Raw genomic sequence first — 20,793 nt, 5'->3', positions numbered from 1 at the left:
GCGCAACCGGAGCACGCGTCGCCGCACGCCGTCGGGCGCACTTCTACAGGGGGCTGGTTTAAGCATAGCCGCTTGCCGAACGGGTAGATCAGCATCCTCGGCCTCGCGTCGAACCCGCGCAGAACGGGGAGGGCGGGCGAGAGCGTCGTCATGGCGACTCCGCAGGCAAGGGTTGGCTGAGCGTATCGGCGTGGCGCGCACACCACGCGCGCTTGGCGTCGCTGCGCATCTGTTTGACCGCCCACTCGGCCTTCAGCGCGTCCGAGCGGCTGGCGAACTCGACCGTCAGCAGTAGTCTCTCGGGCGGGTGGGCGCGGGTGAAGCGTGCGCCCTTGCCCGTCGCGTGCTCGGCGTAGCGGCGCGCGACGTCGGTGCTGATGCCGGTGTACAGCCGGCCGCCGGCGCATTCGAGGATATAAAGATACCAAGGCATGATGACAATAGGCTATGCCGGTTGCAGGCAAGGTGCATAAAAAAAAGGTTGGCCGAGCTCGGCCAACCTTTTGTGTTCTTGCGCTGCGCGGCTTACAGGCTGCCGTACGAGTGCAGGCCCGACAGGAACATGTTGACGCCGAGGAAGGCGAAGCTGGTGACGAAGATGCCGATCAGCGCCCACCACGCGAGCGGCGCGCCGCGCCAGCCCTTCACCAGGCGGATGTGCAGCCAGGCGGCGTAGTTCAGCCAGACGATCAGCGCCCAGGTTTCCTTCGGGTCCCAGCTCCAGTAGCCGCCCCAGGCGTCGGCCGCCCACATCGCGCCGAGGATGGTCGCGATGGTGAAGAACAGGAAGCCGACGGCGATCGCCTTGTACATCACCTCGTCGAGCACCTCGGGCGCCGGCAGCTTGCCCGCGAGCCAGCCCCTGAGCGCGACGAGCTCGGCGAGGCCGAGCATCGCCGCGATCGCGAATGCGCCGTAGCCGACGAAGTTGGCCGGCACGTGGATCTTCATCCACCACGACTGCAGCGCCGGGATCAAGGGCTGGATCTCGTGCGCCTGACGGTCGAAGGTGTACCACAGGATGAAGCCGACCGCGGCCGAGATCACCAAGAGCACGAAGGCGCCCATCTGGCGCGCGGCGAACTTGGCCTCGTAGTAGAGGTACATCAGCGCGGTGATCAGGCAGAACAGCACGAACACTTCGTAGAGGTTGGACACCGGGATGTGGCCGACGTCGGGGGCGATCAGATAGCTCTCATACCAGCGCACGAACATGCCTGCCAGCCCCATCACCGCCGCCGCCCAGGTCAGGCCGGACGCGATGCGCGTCAGCGTGTCCGAGCGCTTCAAGAGGCCCGCCCAGTACACGCCGGTCGCCAGGAAGAACAGCGTGCACATCCACATGATCGCCGACTGGCTCGACAGCGCGTATTTCAGCCCGAACGACACCTGTGCGCGCGCGAGGTCGTGGTCGTAGAGGCCGATGCCGGCCAGCGCGACCGCGCCGCACAGCGGTAGATACCAGCGGAACGCCTTCCAGAACCAGCCGAGCCCGGTCAGGCCGACGGTCGCGCCGGCGAGGATCGCGTGTTCGTAGTAGTCCATCGCGCCGCCGTAAAGCCCGAACGTGGTGCCGGCCGCCGCCAACACCACCAGCGCGTACAGCCAGTCGCCGAGCGCCAGTTTTTTCAGCGGGTTAGGTTCGCTGTAGTCGCGCGCCAATTCCATCATTGATCTCTCATTTCTTGCTCTAGCGCGTCGCGGTGACGCGCAAACTCTTGATCCAGTTCACGATTATGCCGGTTCGACGCCATCGCGACACGCACTTTCCCATCGCCTAGCCTCAGCCAGATCCTCACTTCGCGGATGTAGAACATCAGGAAGATGCCGATCACGAGCATCAGCGAACCCAGATAGACCAGGTTCTTGCCCGGCGATCGCGTCAGCTGCAGGCCGGACGCCTGCACCTGGGTGAAGTCGGTCAGCTGCAGGAAGGCCGGCGCCTTGTAGTCGTTCAAGGCGCTCGCCGCGACCAGGCCGTCGAGCAGCATGCGGTAGTGCGCCGCGTCCTTCGGCCACGGCGGCAGGCCGGCCTTTTGCTGGGCGACGTCCATCACATCGATCACCGCGCCTTGCAGGATCTTCACGTAAGTCTGCGCGACCGCCTGGCGCTTGTCGGCCGGCACCTTTTCATCGAGGAAGGATTCGAGGCCCTTGAAGCCGCCGTCGCCGAAGCGGCTCAGGATCCACTTCACGCTGCTTTCGAACTGCCCCTGCATCTGAGGGCTGATCGCGCGGCCCTGCTGCGCCTTCTGGGCGGTGCGCCGCGCGATCTCGTCGTACAGCGCCGGGTTCTTCAGCGCCGCGTTAAGGCGCATGAAGCCGTCGAGCTGGTCTTGGTCGTCGACCGGCAGGCGCAGGTACTGGAACGGTTCGGACACCTGGCCGCGCACGCCGGCGATCAGGTAGCGCGCGCCATCCTGCTCGATCGGGCTCATGTAGTGCATGAACTCGCGCGCCTGGCCCTGCGAATCGCGCAGCTTGAAGGTGACGCTCGGGCCGAGGTTCTTCATGAACTTGACGTCCTTCTTCACCTCGCGCGCGTCCTTCATGCGCGACTCCAGCGTCTTCGGCCCGGCCTCGGCATTGCTGGTGCGCGTGTCCTCGATGTTGAACAGGCGGAATTCGCCGAGCTCGAGCGTGTAGCGCTGCCCGTTCGCCTCGAACGGTTGGCCGGCGAGCGACACGCCCTTCACCGTAGAAGGCGGCTGCGAAGCCTGGCCGAGGTTCCACGCCTTGAACGTCAACGGCGAACCGCCGTCGCCGAAGCTCGCCTGGTAGATCGCGACGCCGTCGATCTCGAGCGGATGGTTGACCTTGATCGTGGCGGCCGTTTCCTTGCCGGTCTTCTTGTCGGTAATCACGAGGTCGCTGGCGAACAGCTTGGGCATGCCGTTGCTGTAGTAGTCGACGTAGAACTTCTTCAGCGTGACGATGAACGGCAGTTCCTGCACCAGGTAACCACGGCCTGCGTTCAGGAAGATCACGTCGGCGCTCTTGTTCTCGGCGACGGTGACGTTGCCGCGGTACGACAGGTTGCCGGCCGACAGGCGGCTCTGTTCGGGCACCTGCGACTGTGGCATGTCCTGCGTCTCGGGCACGATGCGGCCTATCATCTCGCCGATCTTCAGCGGCAGGTTGCCGTCGATCAGGCCGCCGATGCAGATCACCACCATCGCAATGTGCGCGAAGAAGTAGCCGAACCGGTTGGCGACGCCCTTCTTGCCGGCAATCAAGAGGCTGCCGTCTGCGCGCTCGCGCGTCCTGAGACGGAAGCCGCGCTGCGTCAGGTAGGCGGCCAGCTTTTCAGGGTTGGCCGAGCCGGCGATCTCGACGCTGTGATTCATCGCCGCGAGCGAGTTGTCGCTCGCCTTCTCGCGGTAGCTCTTCATCTCCTTGATGAAGCCCGGCCCGTTGCGCACGATGCACAGCGTGGTCGAGATCACGAGGAAGGCGAGGATGGTCAGAAACCAGCCCGAATGGTAGACGTCGTACAGGCCCAGCGCCTCGAACGCGCGGAACCAGAACGGGCCGAATTCGAACGCGTAGTTGGGGTAGGGCTCGTTCTGCTTGAGCACCGTGCCGACCACCGAGGCGATGGCGAGGATGGTCAACAGCCCGATGGCGAAGCGCATCGAGCTCAGCAGTTCGTAGAGGGCGTTGCGGAAGGTTTTCTGGCGAACGGTCATATTATTAAACGCGAAAAAGGGAAGCCCGATTCGAGGCTTCCCCTTTGAACCCGGCTACGCCGGAAAGTTGCGACGCAGCGATCAGCGCAGGCCGGAGACGTACTCGGCCACCGCCTTCATTTCCGCGTCGCTCATGCGCGAGGCGATATCGGCCATGGTCTGGTTCTGGCGGTCGGTGCCGGCCTTGAAGTCGTTCAGCTGCTTGACGATATACGCCGCATGCTGCGCACCGAGGCGCGGGAACTGGTCCGGCATGCCGGCGCCGGCCGGGCCGTGGCAGGCCATACAGGCGGGCACGCGCGTGCTGAAGTTGCCGCCGGTGTAGAGCTTCTTGCCCAGCGGCATCTGCGTCTTGTCGGCGGCTTCGCGCGGCTTGACCTTCTGCTGGCTGAAGTAGGCGGAGACGTTCCACATGTCGTCGTCGGACAGCGGCGAGGCCATGCCCATCATGATCGGGTTCTTGCGGGTCCCGGCCTTGAACGCCTTGAGCTGTTCGTACAGGTATTTCTGGTGCTGGCCGGCGAGCGTCGGGTTGGCCGACGCCGCGCTGTTGCCGTCCGCACCGTGACAGGCGGCGCATACCTGATCGACGATCAGCTTGCCTTTGGCCGGGTCCCCCTTGTACACCGGGGCCGCCGCGAGCGCGCTCCCGGCGAGGGCCGCAGCCGCGATCGCCAACAGCATCTTACCTTTCATGGTCGCTCCTTGAGAGAATGCGTAACTATCTGTATAGGTGGCAATTTCAAACCTGCTATTCTATACCAATCGTTTCTCTGCTTACTACTTATGTCGATTTTCCAGAATGCCAGGTTTTTCACTACCGTCAACCACCTGAAGGACCTGCCGCCCACGCGCGCCGAGATCGCCTTCGTCGGCCGCTCCAACGCCGGCAAGTCCAGCGCGATCAATACGCTGGCCAACCATGTCCGGCTCGCCTATGTCTCCAAGACGCCGGGCCGCACGCAGCACATCAACTTCTTCACGCTCGACAAGACCGAAGAGTGCTACCTGGTCGACCTGCCCGGCTACGGCTACGCCGAAGTGCCCGAGGCGGTGCGCACGCACTGGGTGCAACTCTTGGGCCGCTACCTGCAGACGCGCCAGAGCCTGATTGGCCTGTTGATGATCATGGACGTGCGCCACCCGCTGAAAGAGCTCGACCGCCGCATGCTCGACTTCTTCCGCGACAGCGGCAAGCCGGTGCACATCCTCCTGTCCAAGGCCGACAAGCTGTCGCGCCAGGAGCAGGCGAAGGTGCTTTCCGCGGTGAGACAGGAGCTGGGCGAATATCCCGGCGTGTCGGTGCAGCTGTTCTCCAGCCTGAAAAAGCAGGGGATGGAGACGGTGGAATCGGTGGTGGTCGACTGGCTCGCGCCGTATACCGCCCACATCGACGACCTGCTCGACGAAGAGCCGGGTGACGACGCGATCGATGTCGCCGGCGGCGAGGATGCGTCGTCCGACTGACCCGGTTTTGTCATAAAAGCTCGGCCAACCTTTGAGGTTGGCCGAGCTTTTTTTACGGGCGTCGCAGTGTGCCGGTCCTCATTTATATAGGTATCGGCCGCCGTGCTCTGGGGCGCAGTGCGGGGGAACTTTGCCGGCGGTGCGACGACAAACTCCACAGGTGTTACACACCTCCCGCTTTCCCTCCCTGAGCGGGTGCCTTAATGTTGAACGTTAAGGCTTTTGCCCCGGCGCATCCTCCTTGAGCCGGGGCTTTTTATGCGCGCCGTTTCCGCGCCCCCATCTTCTTTGCCCTGCTTCATCGCCATGAAAAAAGGCCAGGAATGCTCCCTGGCCTTTGTCGTGCGGTCTCGCGTGCGGCTTACAGTGCCAGCACCGGGTTGACCTTTATCGCGCTTGCCGCGGCGTTCGCGGCGTGCGCGTTGTCGAACGGACCCAGACGGACGCGGTAGGCGCCTTCCTGGTTGACGATGCGCAGCTTGCGCTCCATCGGCGTGTCGAGCTTGCCCTGCATCTGCATCAGCTTGGCCTCGGCGGTGGCCAGTTTGTTGTAGCTGCCCAGTTGCAGGAAGACCGGTTGGGCCTTCGCCTCCTGGAGTCGGGTCGGACGGGTGTCGACGCCGTCGCCGTTGCCGCTCGGCCAGACGCGTTCGACCACCACTTTGGTGCTGCCCGAGTCGACATAGCCTAGGCGGTGCGCCGCCGCATAGGAAAGATCCATGATCCGGCCCTTGTGGAACGGGCCTCGATCGTTGATGCGCACCACGACCGACTTGCCGTTCTGCGGGTTGGTCACCCGGGCATAGCTCGGGATGGGGAGCGTCGGGTGCGCGGCGGTCATCGCGAACATGTCATAGCGTTCGCCCGACGAGGTCTTGCGTCCGTGGAACTGTTTGCCGTACCACGAAGCGCGGCCGGCGGCCCGATAAGGCCTGGCGTCGGAGACCGGGGTGAAGCTCATGCCGAGCGCGGAATAAGGACGGTTGGCCGATTTGATCAGCGGTTCGTCCCGCGGAACGGCGTCCGGAACCAGATCCAGATTGGCTGGAATATGGTCGGCCGGGCCGTCGTTTTGGAAGTAAGCGCCGCGCTTGGCGACAACTTTCTTCGGCGACTTGGTCGAAGATTGATTGCTAGCGCTGGCGGGTTTCACGGTGGAGCACGCCACCAGCACAATACTGACGAGCACAAGCCCCAGCCATCGGAAAACAGGTTGCATTACACCTCCCTTATGCTGTTGCGCCCAACTCGTGAACTGCGTCTACCCTCCGTTCGCAAACCCCTGTTGACGCCATGCCTCGAACACCGTCACGGCGACGGCATTGGACAGGTTCATGCTCCGTGAGCTTGGCTGCATCGGCAGCCTGATCCGGCGCTCGGCGGGAAAACGTGCGAGCACGTCGTCCGGCAGTCCGCGCGATTCCGGACCGAAAAGCAGCACATCGTCGGGGTGGAAGGCGACCTGGTCGTACCGGGTGGCCCCCTTGGTGGTGGCGGCGAAAATCCGACGCCCCGCCAAGGCGGTCAAACACGCTTCCCAGTCTTCGTGCACCGTGAGATTCGCGTACTCGTGGTAGTCGAGTCCGGCGCGTCTCAACTTGGCGTCGTCGAGCGGGAAACCGAGTGGTTTGACCAGGTGCAGTTCACAGCCGGTGTTGGCGCATAAACGAATCACATTGCCCGTGTTGGGCGGTATTTCCGGCTGAAAAAGAACAACAGTGAACATCGTTGGCAGAGTGGATTGTTCCAAGGAATCAAAAACTTGGTCAAGTTTTGGGCGAAACGGCGCGAGCCAGCACCCAGGCTTCGACCCGTTTTGCCCCCTGTTTCTTGAGAGAAAAAGCGAGCGCGGACAGCGTCGATCCGCTGCTCGCCACGTCGTCGACAATGGCGACGCAGAGCCCGTCGAGCCTGGACTCTACGCCAAAAGCATCATCAAGATTGTGGCGCCGCGCGGTAAGGTCGAGCCGGGCTTGCGCCGCAGTGTTGCGTTTTCGCCAACACAGTTTCGGCGAGAAAACGCTTTTCATTATATCAGCGAGTGCTAAAGCGAGCGCATCGCACTGGTTGAAGCCGCGTTCGGCAAGTCGTTCTTTTGCCAGCGGAACCGGAACCACGAGGTCGGCCGAGCCCTGTTTGTGATGCGCGAACCCGGCTAAAAGAGACGCCAGCAGCGCGCCGTCGCCGAGTGCTTTTCCGTACTTGTAATGATGCAGAAGCTCTGCCAGCGGATAGTCGTAGCGGTAGGGGGCGAACAAGGCATCGAACGCCGGCAGGCGACGCTGGCAACGACCGCAGGCGACGTCGGGCGGCAGCGCGTGCGGCTGCGGTTCGGCGCAGACCGGGCACAGCGGGCCGTTCAGCGTCGGCAGTATCGCGCGGCAGCCATCGCACAGGCCGTCCCGTCCTTCATGGCGGCCGCAAAGCCGGCACGGCTGCTGAAAAAACGGGCGCCTGTTCAAAATGCGCGGCAGGTAATTTGACAGCGGCACGGGCATCGCTCAGCATTCACCGGGTTAGTTTTTGCTTATCACCTTATTTCAAGATCATGTCCCAGGCCTCTGTCCAGTTTTATCGTCCGCCCACCCTCCATCCGGAAACGCCGCGCTGGAGCGTAGAAGAAGTCGAAGCGCTGTTCGCGCTGCCGTTCATGGAACTCGTCTACCGCGCCGCCGAGGTGCACCGCATGCACTTCGACCCGACCCGCGTGCAGCTGTCGACGCTGCTGTCGATCAAGACCGGCGGCTGTCCCGAGGATTGCGGCTACTGTCCGCAGTCGGTGCACCACGACACGCCGGTCGAGAACGAACCGATGCTGAGCGTCGACCAGGTGGTCGCCGCCGCGCGCGCCGCCAAGGAAAACGGCGCCAGCCGCTTCTGTATGGGCGCCGCGTGGCGCGGCCCGAAGGACGAAGACCTGACGAAGGCGATCGAGATGGTCGAGGCGGTCAAGGCGCTGGGTCTCGAGACCTGCGGCACCTTCGGCCTGTTGAAGGACGGCCAGGCCGAGAGGCTGAAGGACGCCGGCCTCGACTACTACAACCACAACCTCGACACCGCGCCGGAAAAATACGCGGACATCATCCAGACGCGCGAGTACGAAGACCGTCTCGACACGCTCGGCAAGGTGCGCAAGGCGGGTCTCAACGTCTGCTGCGGCGGCATCGTCGGCATGGACGAGACGCAGACCGACCGCGCCGGCCTGATCGCGCAGCTGGCCAACCTCGACCCGCAGCCCGAGTCGGTGCCGATCAACAACCTGGTGAAGGTCGACGGCACGCCGCTCGAAGACGCCGCGGCGCTCGACTGGACCGAATTCGTGCGCACCATCGCGGTCGCGCGGCTGACGATGCCGGAGAGCTTCGTCCGCTTGTCGGCAGGCCGACGTGCGATGCCGGAAGCGATGCAGGCCTTATGTTTCCTGGCCGGCGCGAACTCGATCTTCTACGGCGACAAGCTGTTGACGACCGAGAACCCGGAAGAGAACTTCGACCGCGCGCTGCTCGCCAAGCTCGACATCGAACCGATGTAAGCCCCGCGCGCCGACACCCTTATATACAAGGCGGTTTATCTGATAGCATGGCTTTAATATGCTGTCCCGATAAGCCGCCATTTTTTTTGATTGAAAAAGAATGCAAGCGAGACAGATTGCCGCTGCGCTGAACGCACTGGCCGATGAACACCGGCTGCGCCGCCGCCCCGTCGTCGACACGCCGCAAGGCCCGAGTGTGACGATCGACGGCGCGCCCTACCTCGCGTTCGCGAGCAACGATTACCTGGGCCTGGCCAACCATCCGGCCTTAGCCGGGGCGATGCGTGATGGCGTCGCTCGCTGGGGCGTCGGCTCGGGTGCATCGCACCTGGTCGCCGGCCATCACGCGGTGCACGAGGCGCTCGAAGAAGAACTGGCCGCTTGGCTCGGTCTGCCGGCGGCGCTGACCTTCGGCTCGGGCTACTCGGCCAACCTGGCGGTGGTGACGAGCCTCGTCGGGCGTGGCGACGCGGTGTTCGCCGACCGGGTCAACCACGCGTCGCTCAACGACGCCTGCCTGTTGTCGCGCGCGGCGTTCAAGCGCTTCCGGCACAACGACCTCGAGCACCTGGAAAGCCTGCTTGCGAGTACGCCGGCGGCGACGCGGCTGATCGCGGTCGACGCGGTGTACAGCATGGACGGCGACGAAGCGCCGCTCGACGAGTTGTTGACGTTGGCCGAGCGTTACGACGCGTGGCTGTATCTGGACGACGCGCACGGCTTTGGCGTGCAGGGTGGCGGCCGCGGCAGCCTCTACGAGCATCCGCGCCTCGCAGGCCATCCGCTGGTGGTCTACATGGCGACGCTCGGCAAGGCGGCCGGCGTCGCGGGAGCCTGCGTCGCCGGGTCGGCCGAGCTGGTTCAATGGCTGGTCAACACGGCGCGCAGCTATATCTATACGACGGCGCAGCCGCCGGCGGTGGCCGAGGCGTGTCGCGCTGCGCTGGGCGTGATCGCGGGCGAACCGCAGCGCCGCTTGACGCTGATGAGCCACATCGCGAGGCTGCGCGAGGCGGGTCTGGCGCACGCATGGCCTTTGACTGCTTCCCGAACGCCGATTCAGCCCATTATCATTGGCCGTAACGAAGCTGTTCTAGACTGTGCCGCCCGGCTGCGCGAGGCGGGGCTGTGGGTGCCGGCGATTAGGCCGCCCACCGTGCCCGAGGGGAGCGCCAGATTGCGGGTGTCGTTGACGGCGGCCCACCAAGAGGCCGATATCGATCGTCTGATCGATGCGTTGGACAGCATCGACTGGGAGGAAAAGCTGTAGACGGCGTGCCTTGCCTGCTTAGGGGGTGAAGCGGGGGCGCCGGCTACCCATAACTCTATGAAAAGCACGGCTGAATACCTTTTTTCTCCTGAAAGAGCGGCACAGACCGCGCTGTCGCTCCTCGAGCAATGGGGGGGACTGACGGCCGCTGCGGTGTGGTCGCGCGTCGACGAGGGCTGGCAGCGTCTCGCCGCGATCGGCGACGCCGATACGCTCGTCGACGCGGCCGCGCTCGAAGCCGGCCGCCAGGCCGGCCCGCAAGGCGGCGCGCTGGCGCTGGTGTCGGGCGAGGCCGAGGTCGGCTGGCTGGTCTGGCGCGGGACGCCGAGCCGCGACGTCGGTGAACTCGCGTCGCTATTGTCCGGCCACCTGGTGTGCGCGCGCCTGCGCGCCGAACTCGCGGTCTCGCGCGTCACGCACGAGACCCTGCTCGAGATCAGCCAGCTCGCCGGCGAAGGCGGCACGCTCGACGCCTTCCTGCCGCGCCTGCACCAGTGCGTGTCGCGGCTGATGGACGCGACAAACTTCCAGATCGCGCTCTACGACGAGGAAGCCGGCGCGCTGCGCTACCCCTTCTTCCGCGACAGCACGACCCACGAGGCGCCGTCGCCTACCGAATTCTTCACGCTGGGATCGAGCCGCGTCGCGCTGATCGCCCACCTGATCCGCCACGCGCGCCCGCTGGTGCTCACGCGCGACAATATCCGCGCGCTCGGCGCGCACGCCGGTTTCGCGCCGGGCGTCGTGCCGCGCTTCTGGCTCGGCGTGCCGCTGTTCAACGCCACCGGCGGCGTGCTCGGCGCGGTCGTGGTGCAGGGCTACGACGACCAGCGCCCGTTCTCCGCTGCCGAGCAGTCGCTGTTCCTGTTCGTCGCGCGCCACATCGGCTTCGCGCTGAACAAGCTGCTTTACCGCGCCCATCTGGAGCGCCAGGTGTGGCTCAGGACCGGCGAGCTCGAAGGCGCCAACGCGCGGCTGCGTTCCGAGGTCGCCGAGCGCCAGCGCGCCGAGAAGATGCAGGCCATGCTGTTCCGCATCGCCGAGCTGTCGAATACCAGCCTGTCGCTCGAGGCCTTCCTCGCCGGCCTGCACCGGATGTTGGCCGAGCTCGTCCCGGCGGCCAACTGCCTCGTCGCGCTCTACCACGCCGGCGAAGACCTGCTGACCTTCCCCTACTGCGCCGACGAATTCTCGCCGCAGCTACAGCCGCGCCGCCCGGGCCGCGGCCTCATCGAGCAGGTGCTGCACAGCGGCCGCGCGCTGCTCACGCACGGCGGCAGCGTCGATCTTTCCGACGCGTCGCTGCCGCCGGTGTCCGGCTGGCTCGGCGTGCCGCTCTATTGCGACCACGAGCTGATGGGCGTGCTGTCGGTGCACAGCTACGACACGCAGACCCGCTACGGCTACCGCGACCAGGAGCTGCTCGAGTTCGTCGCCAACCACATCGGCGCGGCGCTGGCGCGCGTGCGCGCGCTCGAAGACCTGCAAGTGGCGTACGCCGAGCTCGAACAGCGCGTGCGCGAACGCACCAGCGAGCTCGACGCGGTCAACGCGCAGCTCGAGTTCGACAGCCTGCACGACCCGCTGACCAAGCTGCCCAACCGCACCTATTTCGGCAAGGCGCTCAGGCGCGCGTGGGACAGCTACAGCAACGGCGGCGAGCGCTTCGCGGTGCTGTTCATCGATCTGGACCGCTTCAAGCTCGTCAACGACACGCTCGGCCACTTGGCCGGCGACCACATGCTGTACGAGGCCGGCGCGCGCGTGAGGAGCTGCCTCAGGCACTACGACTTCCTCGCGCGCCTCGGCGGCGACGAATTCGCCGTGCTCTTGTTCGGCGTCGGCAGCTTCGAAGGCTGCGAGCCGACCGCGCGGCGCATCGTCAACGAGTTCGACCGGCCGATCATCTTGTCCGGCCGCGAAGTGTTCACCTCGGCCAGCGTCGGCGTCGTGCTGGCCGACGCCGAGCACTACCACCGCGCCGAAGACCTGCTGCGCGACGCCGACCACGCGATGTACCGCACCAAGCAGCAGGGCCGCCACGGCTACACGCTGTTCAACCACGAGCTGCGCCGCAACCAGGCCGACCAGCTCGCGCTCGAGTCGGAGCTGCGCCGCGCGCTCGACGAGGAGGAGCAGCTCGTGCCTTACTTCCAGCCCTTCGTCGACGCGCAGAGCGGCGCGCTGGTCGGCTTCGAGTCGCTGGTGCGCTGGCGCCACCCCGAGCGCGGGCTGATCTCGCCGGCGGTCTTCCTGCCGATGGCCGAAGAGAGCGGCCTGGTCACGCGGCTCGACCGCTACATGATAGACAGGGCGTGCCGCCAGCTGGTGGCGTGGCGCGCCGAGGGACGCCGCATCGACCAGTTGTCGCTGCACCTGAACCTGTCGTCGGCCAACTTCCACGACCCCGGCCTCGTCGACTGGCTGACCGAACTCGTCACCCAGTACGCGCTGCCGCCCGACACGCTGCACCTGGAGATCACCGAGAGCGCGCTGATCGACGTGCCCGACATCGCGGTGACGGTGATGCAGGCGCTGACCCGCCTCGGCATCCGCCTCGCGCTCGACGACTTCGGCACCGGCTACTCGGCGCTGTCCTACCTGCACCGCTACCACTTCGACGTGCTGAAGATCGACCAGGCCTTCGTCGCCGAGGTCGACCGGAAGGAGGAGTCGGAAGCGATCGTGCGCGCCATCCTCGCGCTGGCCGCCGCGCTCGGCCTCGACGTCGTCGCCGAGGGGGTCGAGACGGCGGCGCAGATGCACAAGCTGCGCGAGATGGGCTGCGCGAAGCTGCAGGGCTTCTACTTTGCCGCGCCGGCGCCGGCCGACGCGATCGACTGGGGCAGGCTGGTCTGCGAACACGAGGGAGCGGTCGGCGTCGCCTGAGCGCGGCGCGGCCGGGAACAGATGAAACGATTCGTCGCGTTAGCCACCCGCTTCAACCGCTGGCGCTATACCTTGTACAGCCCGGTGTACGACCTCGTCGCCGGGCTGTTCGTCGAGCAGCGCCGCCGTGCGATCGCGCTGCTCGCGCCGCGGCCCGACGACAAGGTGCTGATCGTCGGCGCCGGCAGCGGGCTCGACCTCGATTTTTTGCTCTCTCAGCGCAGCTTGACCGCCATCGATATCACGCCGGCGATGATCTCGAGGCTTGAGCGTCGCGCTCAGAAGCTCGGCGTCGACATCGACGCGCGCGTGATGGACGCGCAGCGGATGGATTTTCCCGACGCGCATTTCGACGTCGTGGTGCTGCACCTGATCCTCGCCGTCGTGCCCGACCCCATCGCCTGCATCCGCGAGGTCGAACGCGTGCTGAAGCCCGGCGGCCGCGCGGTGGTGTTCGACAAGTTCCTGCCCGACGGCAAACGGCCGGGCCCCGTGCGCTGGCTCGCCAACCCGATCGCGCGGCTGGTGGCGACCGATATCAACCGGCGGCTGGCCGATATCCTGTCGGCAACGGCGCTCGTGAAGGTTCATGACGAAGACGCCGGTTTTGGCGGTTTCTTTCGCATCGTTCTCTTGCGAAAATAGCGTTTTCCCCCACCTGCCCCTCTATGAGCGTTTTCATCGACACCGTCGGCCGCGGGCCGGACGTGGTCTTCCTGCACGGCTGGGGTCTGCACGGCGGCGTTTTCGAGCGCCAGGCCGCCTTCCTCGCCGACCGTTTCACCGTCCACCTGGTCGACCTGCCCGGTCACGGCCACAGCCCTCTGGGCGACGCCGATGGCCCGGCGAAGGTCGCGCAAACGTTGGCCGAGCTGTTTCCGCTGTCGGTGCAAGTGGTCGGCTGGTCGCTCGGCGGCCTCGTCGCGCAGCACTGGGCGGCGAGCTTTCCCGAGCGCGTGAAGAGCGTCGCGCTGGTCGCGACCAGCCCGCGCTTCGTGCGCGAGCCGGCCTGGCCGCACGCGCAGACGCGCGAGTCTATCGAGGCGGTCGGCGCCAACCTCGCCGGCGCGTTCGAATTGACCTTGCAGCGCTTCCTCGGCCTGCAGCTGATGGGCGCGCCCGACGCGCGCGAGACGCTGAAGGCGCTGAAGGACACGCTGTTCTCGCACGGCCGCCCGCAGGGGCTCGAGGCGGCCTTGGGCTGGCTGCTGCATGACGACGCTAGGCTCCTGGCGCGCGACATTAGCTGTCCGGCCGGCCTGTTCTACGGCGCCAAGGACATGATCACGCCGCTGGCCGCCGGCCGCTGGTTGGCCGAGACCTTGCCCGACGCGACGCTGACCGTGTTCGAGCAGGCGTCGCACGCGCCCTTCCTGTCGCACGAATCCGAATTTGCCGTGGCGCTCGCGCGCCATCTGGAACAACACGCATGAGCGAACCGTTTTACACCGACAAGGCCCAGGTGCGCGCCGCCTTCGAGCGCGCCGCCACCCGTTACGACTCCGCCGCGGTGCTGCAGCGCGAGGTGTCCGACCGCATGGCCGAGCGCCTCGACTACATCAAGCTGGCGCCGCCGGTGATCCTCGACGCCGGCAGCGGCACCGGCTACGGCGCGGCCGCGCTGAAGAAGCGCTACCCGGACGCGCGCATCGTTGAGCTCGACCTCGCGCATTCGATGCTGCGGGCGAGCCGCGAGAAGCACAAGGACGGCGCCGGTCTGTTGTCCCGGCTGTTCCAGAAGTCGCCGTGGCAGGTGTGCGCCGACGTCGAGCGGCTGCCGCTGGCCGACGCCAGCGTCGACATGATCTGGTCGAACCTGGCGATCCAGTGGGTCAACGTGCCCGACCCTGTGTTCGCCGAATTCCGCCGCGTGCTCAAACCCGACGGCCTGTTGATGTTCTCGACGCTCGGCCCGGACACGCTGTTCGAATTGCGGCAGGCGTTCGCCGGCATCGACGGCGCGACGCACGTCAACCAGTTCATCGACATGCACGACCTTGGCGACGCGCTGTTGTCGGCCGGTTTCGCGACGCCGGTGATGGACATGGAGAAGATCGTGCTGACCTACGACGACGCGCGCGGCGTGATGGAAGACCTGAAGGCGATCGGCGCGCACAACGTCACCGCCGGCCGCCGCAAGGGCCTGTTCGGCAAGCACGCGTGGCAGACGGTGGTCGACCACTACGAGGCGCGGCGACGCGACGGGAAACTCCCGGCGACCTACGAGGTCGTATACGGCCACGCGTGGCGCGGCAGCCCGAAACCCAAGGGCAATACGCTGCCCGACGGGCGCCAGGTGATCGACTTCGTGAAACCGGGCGACAAGCCGCGCTGAACCGAAACCCCGACAAGGTTGGCCGAGATGACAGAAAGCTCGGCCTTTTCTGATGGATACCGCATGTCTTTCGTACTGAATCTCAAGCGCTGCGCCACGCTCGCCACGCTGGCGCTCGCCGCCGCGTGTACCACCCCGACCGCGCCCATCAAGCCGGCCGAAATCAAACCGCCGCCGCGGATCAAGGTCGCACTCGCGCTCGGCGGCGGCGCCGCCAAGGGCTTCGCGCACATCGGAGTGATCAAGGTGCTCGAGCAGGCCGGCATCCCGGTCGACATCGTCACCGGCACCAGCGCCGGCAGCGTGGTCGGCAGCCTGTACGCGTCGGGCCTGAGCGGCCTGGAATTGCAGAAGAAGGCGATCGAGCTCGACGAGAGCCGGCTGGCCGACGTGACGCTGTCGAGAAGCGGCTTCATCAAGGGCGAGGCGCTCGCCGGCTTCATCAACCAGATGGTCGGCAACCGGCCGATCGAGAAGCTGGCCCGCCCGTTCGCCGCGGTCGCGACCGATCTCGACTCGGGCGAGAAGAAGGTGTTCCGTTCGGGCAACACCGGCCAGGCGGTGCGCGCGTCGGCCAGCATCCCGAACGTGTTCCAGCCGGTGACGATCGGCTCTCGCCGCTATGTCGACGGCGGGCTGGTGTCGCCGGTGCCGGTCAGCGCCGCGCGCGAGATGGGCGCCGACTTCGTGATCGCGGTCGACATCTCGGCCAAGCCGCAGGGCGGCGCCGGCGGTTTCCTCTCTATGCTCGACCAGAGCATCAATATCATGAACAAGGTCGCGCTGGCGCAGGAACTGAAGCAGGCCGACGTGATCATCCGCCCGCAGGTGCAGCAGCTCGGCAGCACTGCGTTCGCGGCGCGCAACCAGACGATTCTGGAGGGCGAACGCGTGGGGCTGCTGGCGGTGCCGGTGATCAAGAAAATGCTGGCGCAGAAAGTGGGGCTGATCGCGGCCAAACGCGGCTGACGCAGCGCACAATACGGGCTATACCGTGCGGGGAAGCCGCATTTTCTACCCTTGCCGAAGGAGAGTCGCATGATCACGCTGTACGGTGCCGCGTTGTCGCCCCATTACGCCAAGGTCAGGATCGCGCTGATCGAGAAGGGGGTGAACTACCGCGAGGAGCCCACTTCTCCGAACCAGAGCGAAGAATTTCTGGAAAAGAGCCCGCTCGGCAAGATTCCCTGCGTCGAGATCAACGGCCAGCCGCTGGCCGAATCGGGCGCGATCGTCGAATGGCTGGAAGACGCCTACCCGACCACCGCGCTGTTGCCCGATTCGCCGCTCGCGCGCGCGCATGTGCGCGAACTGAACGGCTTCATCGAATACGCGGTGCTCGAGGCCACGCGCCCGCTGATGGGCGAATGGCTGTGGGGCCACCATACGAACGACGCGCAGCGTGCGACCGCGACCGACCGCATCGAGAAGGGCCTGGCGGCTATCCTGCGCCGCGCGCGCTTCTCGCCGTGGCTGGCCGGCGAAGCGTTCACGCTGGCCGACGTGACGGCGGCGGCGGTGCTGCCGCTGGTGGCGCTGGCGACGCAGCAGGTGCTCGGCCGCGACCTCGTCGCCGAGCTACCTGACCTCGTCGACTACCTCGAGCGTCTCGGCGACCGGGCTAGCGTCGCCGAGACCTGGGCGGCGCGCGACGCGCTGTTCGAGGCGCTGCGCGAGGGCAGGCTGCAACTGCTCTGACGTCAGTAGAACCGTCAATAAAAAGCTCGGCCAACCTCAAAGGTTGGCCGAGCTTTTTTGCGGGTCGACAAACTAGAAGCGCGCGCTTCTGACCGTGCCGTCGTAGCCGAGGCAGTCGTCGATGCGATGGCGCTGGACGGCGGACAGCTCACTGAGGGAAAAGTAGCGCCACGCCGAGTGCTCGTCGCTGAGCAGCAGGCAGGCGCCGTCGGGCAGCGTGCAGCGGAAGATGAAGACCTGCGACGCGTAGACGGCGTGGTAGTAAACGCCGGTCAGCTGTTGTACTGCGACATCGACGCCGAGCTCCTCGCGGCATTCGCGCAGCAGCGCCTCGTGGATCGTCTCGCCCGGATCGAGCGCGCCGCCGGGCAGGCCCCAGCCGAAGTCGCCGTAGTTCGCTTTCAGCTGCAAGACGGCGCCGGCCGCGTCGGTGATGACGGCGTGGGCGCTGAGGCGGAAGCGGTCGTCGAAGGCCATGGTCGGAGGGTTCAGGACGCCGGCCGGTCGCTGTGGCCGAGCGCCTTGTCGGGCGCGACGGCGTCGCGCACGCGCTGTTTGAGCTCGCGCAGCTCGGGGAAGCCGCCGTCGCGCTTGCGGTCCCACAACAGCGTGTCGTCGGCCCACACCTGGAAGATGCCGCCGCTGCCGGGGATCAGCGCGACTTCGCCGAGTTCGGCCTCGAAGGTGGTCAGCAATTCCTGCGCGGTCCACGCGGCGCGCATCAGCCAGCGGCAGCCGGTGCAGTAGTGGATGGCGAGGCGGGGGGTGGCGGGGGTGGTCATCGGGACCTCGAAAAAAAGAGGCGCCGCAGGCGCCCTTTGTGTGTGTCGGACCGCGTGCGGTCCGCTCCTCCATCATCGCGTGTCGTATCTGGTGTGAACTTGGCGGGTCTGTCGTTTGATGGGGCCTGCGGCGGGGACCGTGTCGGACAAAGTCCGATTGTTTAACAATCCACGGCCGAGAGTCTGCCGCAAGAGCCGGGCAGCGACAAGGACGGCCGCGTATGCTGTGTTGCAGCATGTTTCATTGCTGCAACGGCGCGTCGTCGGTGCGCGCGGCGCGCGGCGCGTCGAGGAAGCGGCCCATCGCGTCGGTGTCGAGCGGACGGGACAGCAGAAAGCCCTGTGCATAGTCGCAGCCGATCTCGGCGAGGAAGGCGAGCTGGCGCGCGGTCTCGACGCCTTCGCCGGTCACCTTGGCGCCGAGCGCGTGGCCCATCGCGACGATCATGCGCACCAGGCTCGCGCTTTGCGCGTTGTCGGGCACGTGTTCGAGAAACTCCCTGTCTATCTTCAGCTTCTCGACCGGGAAGCGGCGCAGATAGCTGAACGACGCGTAGCCGGTGCCGAAGTCGTCGATCGCCAGCTGCACGCCCTGCGCGCGCAGCGCGTCGACGTTGCGGTCGATCACCGGCGAGTGGCTGAGCGCGAGGCCCTCGGTCACCTCGAGTTCGAGCGCCTCGGGCGGCAGGCCGCTCGCCTCGAGGATGGCTGCGGCGCGCAAGGCGAACGACTCGGTCTCCAGCTGCAGCAGCGACACGTTGACCGAGACGGTGAAGCGCGCATGCCCGGCGGCGCGCCAGTGCGCCGCCTGCGCGCACGCGGCAGACAGCGCCCATTCGCCGAGTTCGACGACCAGGCCGGTCTCTTCGGCCAGCGGGATGAAGTCGGCCGGCGAGACCATGCCGCGCTCCGGGTGCAGCCAGCGCAGCAGCGCCTCGGCGCCGGCGACGCGACGCGTGCCCGGCGACAGGTAGGGCTGGTAATGCAGCGTCAGCTGACCGGCGCCGGCGGCCTCCCTCAGGTCGTGCGCCAGCTGCTGGCGACGCAGCCATTCGTCGCTCATGCTGCTGGCGAAGCGCAGCCAGGTGCTGCCGGCCTGCGCGCGCGCCGTCTGCAGCGCGAACTCGGCGTGGTCGATCAGCTTGCGCGCGTCGCGTGCGTCCTGCAGGTCGTGCGGATAGACCGCCAGCCCGCCGCGCAGCGTGGGGCTGAGCGTCTCGCCGGCGCTGCGGGCCGGCAGCGCGGCGGCGCGGGTCAGCTCGTCGGCGCGCCGGCCGATCGCGGCTTCGTCGCGCCCGGCGAGGATCAGGCAGAAGCGGTTGTCGGCCGAACGCGCGAGCAGCTCGCCCGGCTGCAAGAAGCGTTCGAGCCGCTCGCCGAGCGCGGCGATCAACTGGTCGCCGTGCTCGCGGCCGTACAGGTCGTTGATGTTGGCCAGGCCCTCGATCGTGATCAGCAGGCAGCCGAACGGCCGGCCCTCGCCCTGGGCGATCTGCTCGTCGATTTGCATCATCAGCCGCGCGCGGTTGGGCAGGCCGGTGAAGCGGTCGTAGTAGAACTGGCGGTAGAGTTCGCCCTCGGCCTCGAGCCGGGCGCTCGACTCGAGCACCAGCGCGACGACGTCGGCCGCCGAGCTGACGAAGTTGACCTCGTCCTGCTGCCAGCGCCGGCCGGCGCGGCGCTCCTCGACGCAGATCACGCCGTGCTGGCGTCCGCCGAGCACGATGGCCGCATCGAGCATCGCCTCGATGCGGTTCTCGATCAGGTCGCCGCGCAGGCTCGCGAGTCGGGCATCGGTGCGCGCCTGCGAGGCGACCAGCACGCGGCCGTCGCCGATCGCGTCGAAATAGTCTCTGTGCTCGTCGACCTGCAGCCGCTCGCCGCGCAGCGCCGGTTCGCCCTTGTCGACGCCGGCCATGCACTCCATCTCGCGCTTGTCGGCGGTGAAGCGCCACAGGCTGACGCGCGGGGCGTCGAGCGTGCGCGCGATCGCCGCCACCATGGTGTCGAGGTAGTCGTTCAGCGCGTCGCTGCCCTCCCGGCGCTTGACCACCAGCTTGCGCAGCGTCGCGCCCTGGCGCACCAGCCGCTCGGTGACCGAGCGGTGCGCGAGCTCGACGCGGCGCGCGCGGCGCAGGATGAGGAAGGCGAGCGCGGTCAGCGCCGCGACCAGCAACAGGAAGCGCGGCAGCAGCTGGTCGCGCAGGCTGCCGCCGGGCAGTTTCTCGCGCCAGGAGAGCCAGCCGAGGATCTCGCCGTTGAAGCCCGACAGGCGCAGCGACGCCAGCGGTGGCTCGGGCGGCGCGTAGACGAGGCGCAGCTCGCTCGCCGCGCGGCCGTGCGACAGGCGGGCGAGCAGTTCCGGGCCGAGTTCGCGCGCGAACAGCAGGTAGCGCGGCGGCGCGTCAGGGTCGGGGCGGCGGTGTTCCGGCACCACGCGCTGCAGCGCGACGAGGAAGAAGCGTTGCTGGCCGGCTGCCCCGTCGATACGCACCAGCGCGCTCGGGTAGCCCTGTTTACCGTAGGGGTCGTAGCGCTCGACGCTGCGGCGCAGGCTGGTCCACTGTGACGGGGTGAAGAGGTCGGCCGGGCCGGCCTGGGACTGGATGCGCCCGTCGCGCACGGTGTAGAGCGGCGCACCGCGCGCGTCGAGCAGTTGTGCGACGCCGACGCCGAGGGTGGGGTAGACCGAGCCGGTGAGGTTGTCCTGCAGCCAGCCGCGGTCGATCTTCGGCCGTGCGGTCGCCGCGTACATCGCGTCCCAGACGGTGTAGTCGGCGAGCTTGAGGTTGAGTTCCTCGCGCTCCGCGTCGAGCTCGCGCGCCATCTGGCTCGCCGCGAACGCCAGCGAGCGCGCGTCCGCGTCGTGGCTGGCCGACGTGATCAGCGCCCAGCTGCCGGCGACGCCGACCAGCATCAGCAAAGCCAGCAGCCACGCGGGCTGCTTCAGTCGGCGGAACAGCGACAGGGTCGGGCGTGGGCTCATGAAAGGCGGGAGCGGTCGGAAAGGGAATCCCGCCATGATAGCGGTTCGGTCATCGTCGTGGAAAACCCCGTTGCGATATGCGTGGCGCTTGCCGTTCGCGTTCCCTCGGCCCGCCCGGCTTCTGATGTACAAAGGGAAGAGCGGG

General features: G+C 66.9%; 19 protein-coding genes. 9 read left to right on the top strand and 10 right to left on the bottom strand.

What is annotated here, in order from left to right; all coding sequences use genetic code 11:
- Positions 1-148 precede the first annotated feature (148 nt).
- The 4 genes from DWG20_RS04700 to DWG20_RS04685 form a co-directional block, all read right to left on the bottom strand.
- Positions 149-433: a GIY-YIG nuclease family protein gene (locus DWG20_RS04700; RefSeq protein WP_115432722.1), complete on the bottom strand. Its 285-nt coding sequence runs from the start codon at positions 431-433 to the stop codon at positions 149-151.
- A 92-nt stretch (positions 434-525) separates the two neighbouring features.
- Positions 526-1,668, bottom strand: a complete 1,143-nt coding sequence (gene ccsB, locus DWG20_RS04695) for a c-type cytochrome biogenesis protein CcsB (RefSeq protein WP_115434727.1) — start codon at positions 1,666-1,668, stop codon at positions 526-528.
- Complete coding sequence (locus DWG20_RS04690) at positions 1,668-3,689, bottom strand: cytochrome c biogenesis protein ResB (RefSeq protein WP_115432721.1); 2,022 nt, start codon at positions 3,687-3,689, stop codon at positions 1,668-1,670. Before DWG20_RS04690 ends, ccsB begins: the two co-directional genes overlap by 1 nt.
- 81 nt (positions 3,690-3,770) lie before the next feature.
- Positions 3,771-4,385 (bottom strand): c-type cytochrome, encoded by a 615-nt coding sequence (locus tag DWG20_RS04685; protein WP_115432720.1) that lies wholly within the window; start codon positions 4,383-4,385, stop codon positions 3,771-3,773.
- A 90-nt stretch (positions 4,386-4,475) separates the two neighbouring features.
- Between DWG20_RS04685 and yihA the strand changes: the two genes are divergently transcribed.
- Positions 4,476-5,156 carry a ribosome biogenesis GTP-binding protein YihA/YsxC gene (yihA, locus tag DWG20_RS04680; protein WP_115432719.1) on the top strand — a complete coding sequence of 227 codons (681 nt, stop codon included), beginning with the start codon at positions 4,476-4,478 and terminating at the stop codon, positions 5,154-5,156.
- Positions 5,157-5,517: 361 nt separating this feature from the next.
- On the opposite strand, the gene DWG20_RS04675 is transcribed toward yihA, so the two are convergent.
- The 3 genes from DWG20_RS04675 to DWG20_RS04665 form a co-directional block, all read right to left on the bottom strand.
- A complete protein-coding gene (locus DWG20_RS04675; protein WP_245944769.1) occupies positions 5,518-6,309 on the bottom strand; it encodes a septal ring lytic transglycosylase RlpA family protein in 792 nt (263 codons plus the stop codon).
- A 108-nt stretch (positions 6,310-6,417) separates the two neighbouring features.
- Complete coding sequence (trmL, locus tag DWG20_RS04670; RefSeq protein WP_115432717.1) at positions 6,418-6,882, bottom strand: tRNA (uridine(34)/cytosine(34)/5-carboxymethylaminomethyluridine(34)-2'-O)-methyltransferase TrmL; 465 nt, start codon at positions 6,880-6,882, stop codon at positions 6,418-6,420.
- Positions 6,883-6,922: 40 nt separating this feature from the next.
- Positions 6,923-7,654: a ComF family protein gene (locus DWG20_RS04665; RefSeq protein WP_115432716.1), complete on the bottom strand. Its 732-nt coding sequence runs from the start codon at positions 7,652-7,654 to the stop codon at positions 6,923-6,925.
- 50 nt (positions 7,655-7,704) lie between these two features.
- Here DWG20_RS04665 and bioB point away from each other — a divergent pair, with 50 nt between their 5' ends.
- The 8 genes from bioB to DWG20_RS04625 all read left to right on the top strand — a co-directional run bounded on the left by bioB (position 7,705) and on the right by DWG20_RS04625 (position 16,880).
- Complete coding sequence (bioB, locus tag DWG20_RS04660) at positions 7,705-8,688, top strand: biotin synthase BioB (protein WP_115432715.1); 984 nt, start codon at positions 7,705-7,707, stop codon at positions 8,686-8,688.
- A 100-nt stretch (positions 8,689-8,788) separates the two neighbouring features.
- On the top strand, positions 8,789-9,958 hold the full coding sequence (bioF, locus tag DWG20_RS04655; RefSeq protein WP_115432714.1) for an 8-amino-7-oxononanoate synthase: 1,170 nt from the start codon (positions 8,789-8,791) through the stop codon (positions 9,956-9,958).
- A 57-nt stretch (positions 9,959-10,015) separates the two neighbouring features.
- Positions 10,016-12,847: an EAL domain-containing protein gene (locus DWG20_RS04650; RefSeq protein WP_115432713.1), complete on the top strand. Its 2,832-nt coding sequence runs from the start codon at positions 10,016-10,018 to the stop codon at positions 12,845-12,847.
- A gap of 21 nt (positions 12,848-12,868) precedes the next feature.
- Complete coding sequence (locus tag DWG20_RS04645) at positions 12,869-13,492, top strand: class I SAM-dependent methyltransferase (RefSeq protein WP_115432712.1); 624 nt, start codon at positions 12,869-12,871, stop codon at positions 13,490-13,492.
- Between the two features lie 23 nt (positions 13,493-13,515).
- Entirely contained in the window at positions 13,516-14,280 is a 765-nt protein-coding gene (bioH, locus tag DWG20_RS04640; protein ID WP_115432711.1) for a pimeloyl-ACP methyl ester esterase BioH, read from the top strand.
- A complete protein-coding gene (gene bioC / locus DWG20_RS04635; RefSeq protein WP_115432710.1) occupies positions 14,277-15,182 on the top strand; it encodes a malonyl-ACP O-methyltransferase BioC in 906 nt (301 codons plus the stop codon). Before bioH ends, bioC begins: the two co-directional genes overlap by 4 nt.
- 63 nt (positions 15,183-15,245) lie before the next feature.
- Positions 15,246-16,151 (top strand): patatin-like phospholipase family protein, encoded by a 906-nt coding sequence (locus DWG20_RS04630; protein ID WP_115432709.1) that lies wholly within the window; start codon positions 15,246-15,248, stop codon positions 16,149-16,151.
- A gap of 69 nt (positions 16,152-16,220) precedes the next feature.
- A complete protein-coding gene (locus tag DWG20_RS04625) occupies positions 16,221-16,880 on the top strand; it encodes a glutathione S-transferase family protein (protein ID WP_115432708.1) in 660 nt (219 codons plus the stop codon).
- Positions 16,881-16,952: 72 nt separating this feature from the next.
- Here the strand turns inward: DWG20_RS04625 and DWG20_RS04620 are convergent, their stop codons facing one another.
- The 3 genes from DWG20_RS04620 to DWG20_RS04610 all read right to left on the bottom strand — a co-directional run bounded on the left by DWG20_RS04620 (position 16,953) and on the right by DWG20_RS04610 (position 20,648).
- Positions 16,953-17,357 (bottom strand): NUDIX hydrolase, encoded by a 405-nt coding sequence (locus DWG20_RS04620; RefSeq protein ID WP_115432707.1) that lies wholly within the window; start codon positions 17,355-17,357, stop codon positions 16,953-16,955.
- An 11-nt stretch (positions 17,358-17,368) separates the two neighbouring features.
- Complete coding sequence (locus DWG20_RS04615; protein WP_115432706.1) at positions 17,369-17,662, bottom strand: Rdx family protein; 294 nt, start codon at positions 17,660-17,662, stop codon at positions 17,369-17,371.
- Positions 17,663-17,903: 241 nt separating this feature from the next.
- Positions 17,904-20,648 (bottom strand): bifunctional diguanylate cyclase/phosphodiesterase, encoded by a 2,745-nt coding sequence (locus tag DWG20_RS04610; protein ID WP_115432705.1) that lies wholly within the window; start codon positions 20,646-20,648, stop codon positions 17,904-17,906.
- Between the last annotated feature and the right edge of the window lie 145 nt (positions 20,649-20,793).

The organism is Crenobacter cavernae (assembly GCF_003355495.1).
Lineage (GTDB): Bacteria > Pseudomonadota > Gammaproteobacteria > Burkholderiales > Chromobacteriaceae > Crenobacter > Crenobacter cavernae.
This window is presented reverse-complemented; position numbering and strand designations above follow the sequence as displayed.